The organism is Nocardia sp. NPDC047654 (assembly GCF_043205035.1).
GTDB lineage: Bacteria > Actinomycetota > Actinomycetes > Mycobacteriales > Mycobacteriaceae > Nocardia.
The window spans coordinates 379,353-391,719 of record NZ_JBIDDF010000002.1; the positions used below are offsets into that span (position 1 = coordinate 379,353).

Consider the following 12,367-nt stretch of genomic DNA (forward strand, 5'->3'; position numbering starts at 1 on the left):
CGCGTCGGTATCGGCGTTCGGGACGTGGGGCGCGCCCGCTCGGCGCGGATTGTCGAGGGCGACCGGTATTGGTGGTTCGTGGGGGGAGCGGTGGCCGCTCGGGTGGATCGCGAGGGTGGTTGCGCGGTCTTCGGATGCCGCTGGCTGGGTTGATGTCGGTGTCCTTATATATCTGGGCTGCTGCGTGGGCCTGCGGCGCGATAACCGTTGTCGTGGCTCGGTAAGCTGCTGCTTCGTGGTTTCGCCGAAGTCGCAGGACGCTGCGCTGGATAGACGTACCCGATTGCTGGCCGCCGCGGCGGTGACGCTCGGGGGGCTGGCGGATGTGCTGACGCCGCTGGGTGAGATGTTCGCGGCGCGGGGGCACGAGCTGTACCTGGTCGGCGGGAGCGTGCGGGACGCGGTGCTCGGCCGGTTGGGGACCGATCTGGATTTCACCACCGACGCGCGGCCGGAGGTGGTGCAGGACATCTTGCGCGGGTGGGCCGACCATCTGTGGGACACCGGCGGCCTGGCATTCGGCACGGTCAGCGCGTCGAAGGCCGGGCAACAGCTGGAGATCACCACCTTCCGCGCCGACAACTACGACCGGGTGTCGCGCAATCCCCAGGTGACCTTCGGCGACTCGCTCGCCGAGGACCTGGTGCGCCGGGACTTCACGGTGAACGCGATGGCCGTGAAGATCGGAGCGGACGGCGCGCTGGAGTTCGTCGATCCGCTCGACGGCATGACCGCCCTGCTCGAAGGCGTGCTGGATACGCCTGCCGCGCCGGAGGATTCGTTCAACGACGATCCGTTGCGCATGTTGCGCGCCGCGCGATTCGTCTCCCAGCTCGGCTTCGAGCCGCATCCCCGGGTGCGGGCCGCCGTCACGGCGATGGCCGACCAGATCGACCGCATCACCGCCGAGCGGGTCCGGGTCGAGCTGGACAAGCTGATCGGGGGCGCGCATCCGATCGACGGCATCAACGTCATGTGTGAGACCGGGCTGGCGCAGCGGGTGCTGCCCGAGGTGCCCGCGATGAAGCTGGAGATCGACGAGCATCACCAGCACAAAGACGTCTACTGGCATTCGCTCACCGTGCTGGAACAGGCGATCGACCAGGAGGAGGGCGACCCCGACCTGGTGCTGCGCTGGGCCGCGCTGCTGCACGACATCGGCAAGCCCGACACCAAGCGCAACGAGCCGGGCGGCGGCGTCAGCTTCCACCACCACGAGGTGGTCGGCGCCAAGATGGTGCGCAAACGGATGCGGGCGCTGAAGTACCCGAAGCAGTTCACCGAGGACGTCGCCCGGCTGGTGTTCCTGCATCTGCGCTTCCACGGTTACGGCAAAGGGCAGTGGACCGACTCCGCCGTCCGCCGCTACGTCACCGACGCCGCCGAGCTACTCCCCCGCCTGCACAAACTCGTCCGCGCCGACTGCACCACCCGCAACAAGCGCAGGGCCGCCGCGCTGCGCGCCACCTACGACGAGCTCGAGGTGCGGATCGAGCGGTTGCGAGAGCAGGAGGATCTGGCCAAGGTCCGCCCGGATCTGGACGGCAACGCGATCATGGAGCTGCTCGGCTTGCCCCCGGGGCCCGAGGTGGGCCGGGCCTGGCGCCATCTGAAGGAACTGCGGCTCGACCGTGGCCCGCTCGACCGGGACGAAGCCGAGGCGGCGCTGCTCGAGTGGTGGAAGACGCAGAGCTGAATAGGTCAGAAGACGATCAGGGTGGTGCCTGCCAGGATCGCGGAGCGCATCTGGGCGAGATCGAACGACCCGGAGATCTCCGGCAGTTCGACGCGGAAACGGATCAGGTCGTCCTCGCGCTCGGCATGCGCGATCCGCGCGTCCTTGGGCAGGTGTTCGAGCGGTAGGACGGGAACGTCGATCATGCGGCGCGGAATGCGCACGCCGAACCAGGTGACCCGGCGTATCTCGATGCGCAGTCGGTTGTCCGCGACCGACGCGTCCACCAGGGCGGTGACCAACCGTCGGCGGTGCCTGGCTCGGATCAGCCCACTGCGGTGCACGTCGAGGTCCCAGTCCAGCGGCTGGGTGTTGAGCCATCCGACCAGCGCCGCGGTGGTGACGGTGCCCACGAGATCGAGCCGTGCGGTGCGCACCTTGGTCGGCACGCCCGGAATCAGGCGGACGCCGTGGGCGATCACCGTGACGGACTCGATCGGATGATCGTCCCAGCTCAGCCGCGACAGCACCGTCTTGGTCTGGAAATGCGCGCCGCGGCGGCGCACCTTCAGCACCTGCAAGGTGGCGTGCAGTTCGTGGCCGAGCAGTGTCGCGCTGACCTCTTGGCCGCCGAACCGGCTCAGGATGCCCTCGCTGAGCATGGTCATCAGCACATCGGGCAGCAGCGCCGTGACGGTGCCCGCGCCGAGGTCGGCGACCGGATCCATCCAGGCCGTGCTGAGCGCGACCCACTGCTCCAGCCAGGATTGATCGAACAGGCGCTTTCCGAGATCGACGGCCCGCAGCGGCGACCAGGACTTCGGATCGAAATACGTGGCCATGATTGGAACGAGCGTACTTGGCGCGGGGGCTCGAACCGGCGCGCTGTGACCCAGGTCGCGTGGAACGAGTGTCCTTGCCCGGGGCAAGGCTCGAGCACGAGAATCGAAGGGCCGTCTGTCACGCACTGCTGGGAGGACGCACATGGCGCTGGATCTGAACAGTGATCTCGGCGAGGGCTTCGGACCGTGGACGATGGGCGACGACGCCGCCATGCTCGACATCGTCACCAGCGCGAACATCGCCTGCGGATTCCACGCGGGTGACCCCGTGATCATGCGCAGGACCTGCGCGCTCGCGGTGCGCAAGGGCGTGCGGATCGGCGCCCACGTCGGTTATCGCGACCTGGCCGGTTTCGGTAGGCGAGAGATCGCCGTCGCGCCCGGAGAGCTGCGCGACGAGGTGCTGTATCAGATAGGCGGCCTCGACGCTTTCGCGAAAGCCGCCGGGGATCGGGTGCGCTACGTGAAACCGCATGGCGCGCTCTATCACTCGGCAGCGCGCGATCGGGAACTGGCCGACGCCGTCCTGGCCGCGATCACGGAGTACGACCCGCGGCTGGCCCTACTCGGCCCGGCAGGCACCCATTTGGAGACGGCAGCGCAGGCCGCCGGAGTGCGCTTCGTCGGCGAAGGTTTCGCCGACCGCGCCTATACGGCCGAGGGCTCGCTGGCGCCGCGCGGTACGCCCGGCGCGGTGCTGGAGCCGCGGGACGCGGTCGCCCAAGCGATTTCGATCGCCGAGTCGGGAGCCGCGCGGACGGCCGACGGCTCCGGCAAGGTCGCGGTGCGCGCCGCCAGCATCTGTGTGCACGGTGATTCGCCCGCGGCGGTGGAGATGGCCCGGCGCATCCGGGGCGCGCTGGACGAAGTCGGCGTGCCGGTCGAGCCGTTCGGCTGAGGCCGGGACATGAAGACGAAGGGCACGGTGACGCACGCGCAGCGGCAGGCGGCCGAGGAGGCGATCCGCGCGGCGGGTGATCGGGCGCTGTTGATCACCCCCCAACGTCGTGCGGTGGTCGCGGAACTCGTGACCGCGCTGCGGGAACGTCCGGTACCGGGTGTGCAGGATCTGCTTCCGGCCGCGGAAACCGTATTGCTGACACTCGATTCACCGCGCGACGCGGAATCGGTCCGCCGGGCGCTGACGACGCTCCTGATCGCATTGCACGCCGAGGGGGCGACCGCTGTTTCCCGTGGAACATCGCACGCTTCGCGCGCCGAGCCGGTGTCTATCCCGGTGCGCTACGACGGGGCCGACCTCGACGAGGTGGCCCGGATGCTGGAAGTCACGACCGCGGAGGTGATCGCCGCGCATACCGGCACGGTGTGGCGGTGTGCTTTCGTCGGATTCGCGCCGGGCTTCGGCTACCTGGAATCGCCCGACGGCCGGTTGTCCGTTCCGCGCAGAGCGCAGGCGCGTACGTCGATTCCGGCGGGCGCGGTCGCACTCGCGGGTGGATACAGCGCCGTGTACCCACGGAGCACACCCGGCGGGTGGCAGCTGATCGGCACCACCGACCTCAGGATGTGGGATGCCGAGCGCGATCCGCCTGCGCTGATCCGAGCGGGCGCTGCGGTTCGCTTCGTCGACGCGAGATACGGCCGATGATCGTCGTCGAGCAGGTCGGTCCCCTGGCGACCATCCAGGATCTCGGACGGCCGGGTTGGTTCGACTCCGGGGTCGGTCCCGCGGGGGCGGCGGATCGCGCGTCCCTGCGGCTGGCCAATCGGCTGGTCGGCAACCCGGAGGGGCACGCCGCCGTCGAAGTGCTGCTCGGGGGCCTCGCGCTGCACGCGGAAGAGCACGTCATGCTGGCGGTCACGGGCGCCCCCGCGCCCACTACCGTCGACGGCAGGCCGGTGGGTCACGCGAGTGTGCTGGAACTCGAACCGGGACAAACCCTCCGGCTGGCCTACGCGTCCGTCGGCCTGCGCAGCTATGTCGCGGTGCGCGGCGGCATCGACGTACCGGAGACACTCGGTTCCCGCAGCCGCGACACCATGTCGGGCTTGGGTCCGGAGCCGTTGGAGAAGGGCGATCGCCTTCCGATCGGGCCGTCTCCGCACACGATTCCGGTCGTGGACGTCGCCCCGGTCGCCGCCTTGCCCGCGGACGTCGTCACCGTACGGGCCGTGCTCGGTCCGCGCGACGATTGGTTCACCGACGCCACGGTCTTGTTCGAGGGCGAGTGGGAGGTCTCCACCGATACCGACCGGATCGGCGCCCGATTGGCACGCCGTCGCGGCCCACCGCTGACCCGCAAGGTCACCCGCGAACTGCCGACCGAGGGCATGGCACTCGGCTCGATCCAGGTGCCACCGAGCGGACAGCCGGTCGTCTTCCTCGCCGATCACCCGGTTACGGGCGGGTATCCGGTGATCGCGGTGGTCCTCGACGCCGACGTCGACGCCATCGCGCAGACCCGGCCCGGTCAGCCCGTCCGGTTCGTGCGGGTGGGCTGACCACGGTGCACGCCCGGCTGGAGCCGGGCGTGCATGAGATAGACGTTGTAGCTGTCCCACGCCGAGAGCGTGAAGTACAGGTCCTCGCCGGTCGACCACGGGTGGATGAATCCGCCGTAGGACTTCGGATAGTCGGCGGTGGACACCAGCGGGACCGCGTCCGTCCACGCCCCCTGCGGGCTCGCCGCGGTACGCAGCACGATCGCGCCCCGGGCGGAATCCAGGTAGACCATCTGCCACTGCTCGGTCTCCCGGTCGTAGCGCACCGAGAGTTCGCTCGCCATACCGAGGATCAGAGGGGTGGCTCGATTCTCGGCCGCGGGCGCCCAGCTGCCGCCCACCCAGTACTGATAGGCGGACTTGTTCAGGATCTGGCGTTTCGGGACCCGGGCCAGTGCGATCGTGCCGATGCGTCCGTTGGGTGTGCCGAACATGTAGACGTAGTCACCGTGCGGCACCATCGCCGCGACCTGGAACTTACCGAGACCGAACAGGTTCTCCCATTTGGCATGCTGATCTTTCTTCCAGGTGCGCCCGCGGTCGTCGGAGTAGGCGATGCCGCCGTAGTTGGTCCACCACAGGCCCGGGATGCGGCTCCACCTGTTCACCGACATATAGCTGAGGTACTGCCGGTTCCCGACGGCGAACCCGGAGGTCGGGATGGTGGTCGTCTCCCAGTTCTTGATCTTGCGGCTGCCCAGGATCTCCGCGGCGTGGCAGCGGCTGTCCTGCGCGAAGGTATCCAAGGTCAGGCCGTCGGACAGCTCGCGGTCGGTGCTGAAACCGATGACATTGCTGCGCCAGTCCTGGTCGTCGTTGCCCGCGCCACCGACGCCCCAGCCTTCGCCGAAGGTGTCGCCGAAGACAACGGCGACCTCACCGGGCGCGGTCTCCCACATCAGGCCGAGATCCGTGCCGTCGACCTGCCAGCGCATGTCGGTGCGGTTCGCCGAACCGTGCCCGGTCACCTGCTCGACCAGCTCGACCGACTCCACCGCGGGCGCGGTCACCGGCGCCGTGAGCGGACCCGGTTCGGCCGGATGGACCACCTCGGGTGGAGCCGGTTGCGGCTCCTCGCCGGGACCACCGGGCACCGGGACCGGAATCGGCTCGACCTCCGGCTTGAACTCGATGCGCGGGAGTTTCACCGGCGCACCGGATCCGCTGCCCGAACCGGATCCCGAGGCGGAGCCGGAACCACTGCCCGAATCGGGCACCGAGGCGGAACCGGAGGAACCGGTTCCCTCGTCGGTACCGGTCTCCGGCGTCGGGCTCGGATCGGGATCGGGTTCGGGGTGCTCGGGATAGTCCCTGATGTCCGGGCACGGGTTGTCGCACGGGTTCTCCGGCAGCGGGTCGGGGACGATCCGCGTGTTGTCCTGCGGCGGATCGGGCACCGGAACCGGCGTGAGTTCCGGGATCGGCACCGGGATGTCGATCTGCGGCGGCAGCGGCGGCGGAGGCGGTTGCGCGGGATCGGGCTCGCGAGCGAGCGGGTCGAACCCCACCTCACCGCAGCTGTTCACCGGCGGCGGCGCCCACGGGAACGGTGCGCTCTGTGCGGTGGGCAGCGGAACGATGAGGACGCCGACGAGCAGTGCGCCGAACAAGACCGGTGCACAGGGGGTTTTGATTCCGCAGGTGCGCATCAGGTCGGCCCGGCCGCGGTCATCACGCGATCGGACGCCCGGTGACGGACCGAGTTTCCCACGCGCCCAGCAGTTCTCGTACCGCATCGGGGGTGTGCACCGGAAAACCCATGTCGTATCGACTCCTGTCGGTCGGCCGCTGACAGGTCAACTTACCGGAACAACCACCGCGGACGGGGGACGGCGAATCGAAAAAGCGCCGCGTGATGGAACCCGCGCCGTACCGCGCGCGTCCAAGAACATATGAACGAGATCGAGTACGTGTTCGGTACCGGTGACGGACCCGTGCACGTCTGGGCCAGCCAGGCCGACCTGGAACTCGGCGACACGGGCGCGGCCGACGCGGTGCGGCTGGACTTCGACGGGGACGGCATCGCCGATGACGCGCTGTGGGATCCGGCGGGTTCGGGCCGCGCAGGCATCGCGGCGCTGGATCTCGACGACGACGGTGTGCCCGACCACTTCTTCACCGATCCCACCGGCCTCGGCACGTGGAATCACCAAATCACCGGCCTGCCCGGCGATGCGGCCAGCGAGCCGCTGGACTGGATCGTGCGCACGGAGACGGACGTGCCGGATCGTGCGCTCGGCGATGCACGATTATCGGAGGCACAGGCGAATTCCGATTACGCGGCCGCATCGCCCGGCGACTCGGCGGCCGAGAGCATGCCCGAGCACCTGACGCACCGACTGAACCGTGGCGTGCGCAATCTCGGCGACGAACCTTTCATCAACTGATCGTCCGGCGACGCGTGTTCAACGCGATGGCCGCGATTCCCGCGGCGTAGGCGGCGGCGCCGGTCAGCACCACGATCGCCGATCGACCGTCGTCCGGAATGATCAGGGCAGCGGCCGCGATCGCCAGCACGAACGTGATGTTGAAAACCGTGTCTTGCAACGCGAACACCTGGCCGCGGCGGGCGTCGTCGATATCGATCTGCATGGTCGCGTCGCTGGTCAGTTTGATCGTCTGTCCGGCGAGTCCGAGCAGGAAGGCGCCGGCCAAGAGGAGTTCGTGGGCGCGCTCCACCGCGGCGCCCGAATCGGCGAACGCGATCGGCGTGACCAGCGTCAGCTGCACCAGCATGGCGGTGATCAGACCGGCGACCACGGTGCGCGCCCGTCCCAGCCGGGGAATGAGCAGGGGCGCGACAACGGCCGCCACCAGCATGCCCGCCGCGGTGGCGGCGATCGCGACGCCGAAACCGACCAGACCACCACTGAGGCCGGTGCCGTCCACCGGGGCCTGGCGCAGCACCAGCACCATGATCAGCGTATTCACGCCGAAGACGATCCGGTGGGTGCCGATGCCCAACATCGCCGTCGTGACCGCTCTCGATTCCCACACCGCCGTGGCACCGGTACGCAGGCCGGTGGCGATCGCGTGCACGGTGTTGTCGCCCTTCGCCGCGTCGGGCGCCGGACCGAGCACCCTCGGCCGGAACCCCGTTGCCAGCGCCGCGCCGATCAGCGACCCGGTCCCGCTGATCGCGACCGCGACCGCCGAGGCGAAGTCACCCGCCCCCATCAGCCCGATCACCCCCACCGCCACGGCCGCACCCGCTCCGGCACACCCTGAGGCGATCGTGGCCAGCACCGAGTTCATCGGCACCAGCCAGGCCTGCGCCAGCACCCGTGGCAGCGCGGCCGAGACGCCCGCCAGGACGAATCTGCTGACGCCCACCACCGCCAAGGCCAGCAACAGCAGCGGTGTCTCGCCGACTCCGGCGAGCAACCCCACGCCGACCAGCGCGATCAGCACCGCGCGCAGCACGTTGGCCACCAGCAGCACGGCCCGCCGGTCCCAGCGATCCAGCAGTGCGCCCGCGTACGGTCCGATCAGCGAATACGGCAGCAGCAGTACCGCGAAGCCCGCCGCGATGGCCAGCGGATCGGTCTGCCGCTCGGGGTTGAACAGGATCGCGCCCGACAACGCCGCCTGGAACATCCCATCACCGAATTGCCCGGCGAAACGCACCACGGCCAGACGCGACACGCCCGGGCTTTCCCGAAGTGTGGCGCGCAGTCCACCCGGCCGTTGCTCCGCGGGAGTGAGGCCTTCGGCGTGACCAGTCGACACGTCCGCGAGCGTACTGCGTTCGCCGACGAGGCCGCACCACCGCGCGTCGGAGGCGAACAATACGGCGCGCGAGTCAGACCCGGTCGACCAGCGCGCTCACCGTCGCGCGCATGTCCGGCGCCATCGGCAGCTCGTCGAGCGCGCCCGCGTCGATCCAGGCGAACGCGTCGTGCTCTCCTGGCGCGAGGACGACGTCGCCCGGCTCGGCCTCCACCACGAAGCTGTATTTCCGCACTTTCGACTTGGTGCGGGTGGCGTAATCGAATCCACCGAGGAAGTCGAGCACGGCGCGCAGCCGCAGCCCCGTTTCCTCCAGCAATTCCCGCTCGACGCACTCGGCGAAAGTCTCCCCCGATTCGACTCCTCCGCCGGGCAGTTCGTACATACCGCCGTGATAGTCGTCGGCGACCCGGCGCACCACCAGGAGCCGCCCTTCGCGGAACACCGCGACGCCGACCACGAAATGTTCGATGCCGTCGCGGCGCGCTTCGCTGCGGAGTTGCTGCTCGATCCGGGTCAGGTCATCGGATTCCAGCACGTCGTTCCCTCCGGTCGGCGTTGTGGCGCTTGGCAATCGGGGCCGGACGACGATATCCGGCGAGGTCGCCCGACGTTTCGACGTACCGGTTGGTTCTGCTCGCCTCCCGTTCACCTTCCGGTCGCTCGCGTAAAATGCCGAGTGCGGCACAATTTACTAGGAATGCGGAGTACCGCGGCGGAAGTGCTCCTACCCTGAATGGCGATCGGTGCACGGTCCCGAGAGGAGGACCATGATGTCCACACTCACGACACCACACATCGATGTCCACCGTGGCGGCGACCGTATGAAGACGCGGGTCTCCTGGCTGGATTCGAAGCATTCGTTCTCCTTCGGGGAGCATTACGATCCCGACAACACCCACCACGGCCTGCTGCTGGTCAACAACGAGGACGTCGTCTCGCCCGGGCAGGGTTTCGACACCCACCCGCACCGGGACATGGAGATCGTCACCTGGGTGCTCGGTGGCAGCCTGGTGCACCAGGACTCCCTGGGCCACAGCGGTGTCATCTATCCCGGGCTGGCCCAGCGGATGAGCGCGGGCACCGGCATCCTGCATTCGGAGAAGAACGACTCGTGGCGGCTGGACGGCCGCATCTCCGAACACGAGGAACCCGTGCATTTCGTGCAGATGTGGGTCGTGCCCGACGAGCCGGGTCTGACTCCGGGCTACGAACAGCTCGAGATCGATGACGAACTCGCGGGAGGCGGTCTGGTCACGGTTGCCTCGGGCCTGCCCCGCTACCGGGATCGCACCGCCATCGCCATCAACAGCAGTCATTCGGCGCTGCATGTGGCGCGCATGGCAGGCGCGGAGCCGGATGCCGAGCCGGCCATCGATCTGCCCGATGCGCCGTACCTGCACTTGTTCGTGGCGCGCGGGGAGGTGGACATGGAAGGAGTCGGCCCGCTCTACGAGGGCGACGCGGTGCGTTTGACCAGGTCGGGCGGCCAGCGTGTGGTGGCGCGACGGCCTTCGGAAATCCTGGTCTGGGAGATGCACGCGCGGCTGGGCGCCCAGTAGCCGATTCGCATTAACATCCGTCCGCGGGGTGCGCGATCAGTAGGCGACGGCCGCGCCGCCCCGGACCACCTCGTCCGGACCGAGCATCGCGAGGCACCGACGGAGAGGAAGTCCATGTCGCAATATCCACCCCCGCCGCCCGGCCAGTACCCGCCGCCAGGTCAGTACCCGCAGCCACCCGGCGGCCAGTATCCCGGTCAGCCCTCCTACTGGCAGGAATCGCCGAAGGGTCGAGGTCTGGCGATCACCGCGCTGGTTCTCGGCATCCTCGCGTTGCTGTTCTTCTGGACGATCATCGGCGGCTATGTCTGCGGCATCTTCGCCGTCATCCTCGGCGTCGTCGCGATTTTCAAGGCCCGCGCCGGCACCGCGGGTGGCATGGGGATGGCGATCGCCGGTGTCGTCCTCGGTGTGCTGGGCATCGTGGGCGCCGTCCTGCTCACCGTCGTGGGTTACAGCTTCTTCGTGAACTCGGGTGGCAAGGACTTCGTGGACTGCGTGAACAAAGCGGGCGACGACCAGTCCAAGATCGAACAGTGCGAGCGCGACTGGAACGAGAAGCTGCAGGACAAGTACAGCATCACGCTCACTCCGCCGCCCGCGCCGACACCCCGGTAGCCGCGGCGCACGCTCGGGTCGTGGCGATCACCTCGGCGAAGTCGCGGCGGAAGTCGCGGTCGGGCGCCACGACCCAGGTTCGGTAGCCGCCGTGCTCGTCGGCGGGTGACGGCAGTACGAGGTGGCTGCCCGGCAGTGCGATCGCGGCGCAGATCCGGAACAGGTCGGCGAACAGTCCGGTGTCCAGGTACGAGTTGTCGGTGGGGCCGGTCAGGAAGGTCCATCGGTTCGCGCGCGGATGCGCGATGATCGGTCCCGGCCGGGGCTCGGGCCCGGCGGTCAAGCGTTCGCGCACCCGGCGACCGAACTCGGCGGGCATCACGACCGCTCCGACCGAGCCGACTTCCAGCATGATGCGGCCGAGCATCGGGTCCACGAGACCGTACAACCCGTTGTTCTCGCGATAGGTACGGCAGCGAGCGAACGCGTCCTGGATCGACGGGAAGTCCGTGGACGCGAGATGCCTGCCCGATTCGATGCGCGATGTACTCATGTCGAACAACCTCGCCTCGCTGTGGTGGACGCGTGCTCGGAAGAAACGATCGCTGCCATGACCCTAACCCTGGGCAAGTCGCTTGACAATAGTCACCCGGGGCGCGCGTCGGCGTGGGCGTAGCATCCTGCCCATGGCACCCCTCTCGCCCACCGTTGCCCGCTGGGAGCTGGTGCTGCGGTTGCGTGAACTGCGGGAACAGCGGGGGTTCGACTCGGCGGGCTTCGCAAGGCGAGTGGGCTTCACGCCGGCGAACTGGTCGCACGTGGAGAAGGGCAGACGGGTACTCACCACCGAGACCATCGGCCCGGTGCTCGACCTGCTCGAGGTGGAAGCCGAGGAGCGGGCCGAGCTGCTGACCCTGTTGCAGGCCAGCAAGCAGCGCGGATGGTGGGCGAAGTCCTCGGCGTTGATCGGACCGGAACTGCAGCGGCTCTACGGCATGGAATACGGCGCGCAGAGCATCCGCAGCTACGACAGCCTCGTCGTGCCGGGCTTGTTGCAGACCGAGGACTACGCCCGCGCGCTGATCAGCGCCGATGTGATGATCCGTCCGGTCCAGGTCGAGCAGTTGGTGGCGATCCGGATGCGGCGCCAAGAGCGGCTGCGCGGCGCGGATCCGGTGGAACTCACGGCGGTGTTCGGTGAGGGCACGCTGCTACAGCAGACCGGGGGTCCGGATGTGCTGCGCGGACAGCTGAACTACCTTGCCGCGTTGATCGAGGAAGTGGACACCGTGGAGGTGCGCGTGATCCCGTTCGCGGCCTCCGCGGGCGCGGTGCTCGGCGGCTCCAGCTTCCACCTCATCGACTTCGCCGGTGAACAGCTGCCCACGTTCGGCTGGGTGGAGAGCGCGGTGTTCGGCGGGGCCGTCGAAGACCCGGATCTGGTCCGCGATCTACGCTTCGCGTACCTGCGCGCGGTGGACCAGTCGCTCTCACGAGCGGAGTCATTAGCGCTGATCAGACGCTATTCTCGCGTGTAA

General features: G+C 68.7%; 13 protein-coding genes. 8 read left to right on the top strand and 5 right to left on the bottom strand.

Features of this window, described 5'->3' with window-relative positions:
• Nucleotides 1-235 precede the first annotated feature (235 nt).
• Nucleotides 236-1,696: a CCA tRNA nucleotidyltransferase gene (locus tag ACGF7Y_RS10135; RefSeq protein ID WP_393231654.1), complete on the top strand. Its 1,461-nt coding sequence runs from the start codon at nucleotides 236-238 to the stop codon at nucleotides 1,694-1,696.
• 5 nt (nucleotides 1,697-1,701) lie between these two features.
• On the opposite strand, the gene ACGF7Y_RS10140 is transcribed toward ACGF7Y_RS10135, so the two are convergent.
• Nucleotides 1,702-2,517 carry a hypothetical protein gene (locus ACGF7Y_RS10140; RefSeq protein ID WP_393231656.1) on the bottom strand — a complete coding sequence of 272 codons (816 nt, stop codon included), beginning with the start codon at nucleotides 2,515-2,517 and terminating at the stop codon, nucleotides 1,702-1,704.
• Nucleotides 2,518-2,659: 142 nt separating this feature from the next.
• Here ACGF7Y_RS10140 and ACGF7Y_RS10145 point away from each other — a divergent pair, with 142 nt between their 5' ends.
• From ACGF7Y_RS10145 to ACGF7Y_RS10155, 3 genes are read left to right on the top strand one after another with little or no spacing between them, the layout of a single operon-like run.
• Nucleotides 2,660-3,415 carry a LamB/YcsF family protein gene (locus tag ACGF7Y_RS10145; RefSeq protein ID WP_393231659.1) on the top strand — a complete coding sequence of 252 codons (756 nt, stop codon included), beginning with the start codon at nucleotides 2,660-2,662 and terminating at the stop codon, nucleotides 3,413-3,415.
• Nucleotides 3,416-3,424: 9 nt separating this feature from the next.
• The gene (locus ACGF7Y_RS10150) at nucleotides 3,425-4,126 is read left to right on the top strand and encodes an allophanate hydrolase subunit 1 (protein WP_393231662.1); all 702 of its coding nucleotides are present in this window, start codon (nucleotides 3,425-3,427) and stop codon (nucleotides 4,124-4,126) included.
• Entirely contained in the window at nucleotides 4,123-4,980 is an 858-nt protein-coding gene (locus ACGF7Y_RS10155; RefSeq protein WP_393231664.1) for a biotin-dependent carboxyltransferase family protein, read from the top strand. Before ACGF7Y_RS10150 ends, ACGF7Y_RS10155 begins: the two co-directional genes overlap by 4 nt.
• Here ACGF7Y_RS10155 and ACGF7Y_RS10160 read toward each other — a convergent pair.
• Nucleotides 4,950-6,629, bottom strand: a complete 1,680-nt coding sequence (locus ACGF7Y_RS10160) for a DUF4185 domain-containing protein (RefSeq protein ID WP_393233108.1) — start codon at nucleotides 6,627-6,629, stop codon at nucleotides 4,950-4,952. The two genes, ACGF7Y_RS10155 and ACGF7Y_RS10160, sit on opposite strands and share 31 nt — an antisense overlap.
• Before the next feature lie 243 nt (nucleotides 6,630-6,872).
• Here ACGF7Y_RS10160 and ACGF7Y_RS10165 point away from each other — a divergent pair, with 243 nt between their 5' ends.
• A complete protein-coding gene (locus tag ACGF7Y_RS10165) occupies nucleotides 6,873-7,367 on the top strand; it encodes a hypothetical protein (RefSeq protein ID WP_393231666.1) in 495 nt (164 codons plus the stop codon).
• Here ACGF7Y_RS10165 and ACGF7Y_RS10170 read toward each other — a convergent pair.
• Both ACGF7Y_RS10170 and ACGF7Y_RS10175 read right to left on the bottom strand, forming a co-directional pair.
• Complete coding sequence (locus tag ACGF7Y_RS10170) at nucleotides 7,360-8,709, bottom strand: MFS transporter (protein WP_393231669.1); 1,350 nt, start codon at nucleotides 8,707-8,709, stop codon at nucleotides 7,360-7,362. The two genes, ACGF7Y_RS10165 and ACGF7Y_RS10170, sit on opposite strands and share 8 nt — an antisense overlap.
• Before the next feature lie 73 nt (nucleotides 8,710-8,782).
• Nucleotides 8,783-9,247, bottom strand: coding sequence for an NUDIX domain-containing protein (locus ACGF7Y_RS10175; protein ID WP_393231672.1), 465 nt, complete (start codon nucleotides 9,245-9,247; stop codon nucleotides 8,783-8,785).
• 235 nt (nucleotides 9,248-9,482) lie between these two features.
• Between ACGF7Y_RS10175 and ACGF7Y_RS10180 the strand changes: the two genes are divergently transcribed.
• Together ACGF7Y_RS10180 and ACGF7Y_RS10185 are read left to right on the top strand one after the other, a co-directional pair.
• Nucleotides 9,483-10,271 carry a pirin family protein gene (locus tag ACGF7Y_RS10180; protein ID WP_393233111.1) on the top strand — a complete coding sequence of 263 codons (789 nt, stop codon included), beginning with the start codon at nucleotides 9,483-9,485 and terminating at the stop codon, nucleotides 10,269-10,271.
• Between the two features lie 114 nt (nucleotides 10,272-10,385).
• The gene (locus ACGF7Y_RS10185) at nucleotides 10,386-10,889 is read left to right on the top strand and encodes a DUF4190 domain-containing protein (RefSeq protein WP_393231674.1); all 504 of its coding nucleotides are present in this window, start codon (nucleotides 10,386-10,388) and stop codon (nucleotides 10,887-10,889) included.
• Here ACGF7Y_RS10185 and ACGF7Y_RS10190 read toward each other — a convergent pair.
• Nucleotides 10,858-11,382 carry a hypothetical protein gene (locus ACGF7Y_RS10190; protein WP_040871356.1) on the bottom strand — a complete coding sequence of 175 codons (525 nt, stop codon included), beginning with the start codon at nucleotides 11,380-11,382 and terminating at the stop codon, nucleotides 10,858-10,860. The two genes, ACGF7Y_RS10185 and ACGF7Y_RS10190, sit on opposite strands and share 32 nt — an antisense overlap.
• 133 nt (nucleotides 11,383-11,515) lie before the next feature.
• Here ACGF7Y_RS10190 and ACGF7Y_RS10195 point away from each other — a divergent pair, with 133 nt between their 5' ends.
• On the top strand, nucleotides 11,516-12,367 hold the full coding sequence (locus tag ACGF7Y_RS10195; protein WP_393231677.1) for a helix-turn-helix domain-containing protein: 852 nt from the start codon (nucleotides 11,516-11,518) through the stop codon (nucleotides 12,365-12,367).

What these genes read in the sequence shown, in the direction of transcription:
- ACGF7Y_RS10140 (WP_393231656.1), bottom strand. Translation starts at nt 2,517, where the DNA reads ATGGCCACGTATTTCGATCCGAAGTCCTGGTCGCCGCTGCGGGCCGTC.
- ACGF7Y_RS10145 (WP_393231659.1), top strand. Translation starts at nt 2,660, where the DNA reads ATGGCGCTGGATCTGAACAGTGATCTCGGCGAGGGCTTCGGACCGTGG.
- ACGF7Y_RS10150 (WP_393231662.1), top strand. Translation starts at nt 3,425, where the DNA reads ATGAAGACGAAGGGCACGGTGACGCACGCGCAGCGGCAGGCGGCCGAG.
- ACGF7Y_RS10155 (WP_393231664.1), top strand. Translation starts at nt 4,123, where the DNA reads ATGATCGTCGTCGAGCAGGTCGGTCCCCTGGCGACCATCCAGGATCTC.
- ACGF7Y_RS10160 (WP_393233108.1), bottom strand. Translation starts at nt 6,629, where the DNA reads ATGCGCACCTGCGGAATCAAAACCCCCTGTGCACCGGTCTTGTTCGGC.
- ACGF7Y_RS10165 (WP_393231666.1), top strand. Translation starts at nt 6,873, where the DNA reads ATGAACGAGATCGAGTACGTGTTCGGTACCGGTGACGGACCCGTGCAC.
- ACGF7Y_RS10180 (WP_393233111.1), top strand. Translation starts at nt 9,483, where the DNA reads ATGTCCACACTCACGACACCACACATCGATGTCCACCGTGGCGGCGAC.
- ACGF7Y_RS10185 (WP_393231674.1), top strand. Translation starts at nt 10,386, where the DNA reads ATGTCGCAATATCCACCCCCGCCGCCCGGCCAGTACCCGCCGCCAGGT.
- ACGF7Y_RS10190 (WP_040871356.1), bottom strand. Translation starts at nt 11,382, where the DNA reads ATGAGTACATCGCGCATCGAATCGGGCAGGCATCTCGCGTCCACGGAC.
- ACGF7Y_RS10195 (WP_393231677.1), top strand. Translation starts at nt 11,516, where the DNA reads ATGGCACCCCTCTCGCCCACCGTTGCCCGCTGGGAGCTGGTGCTGCGG.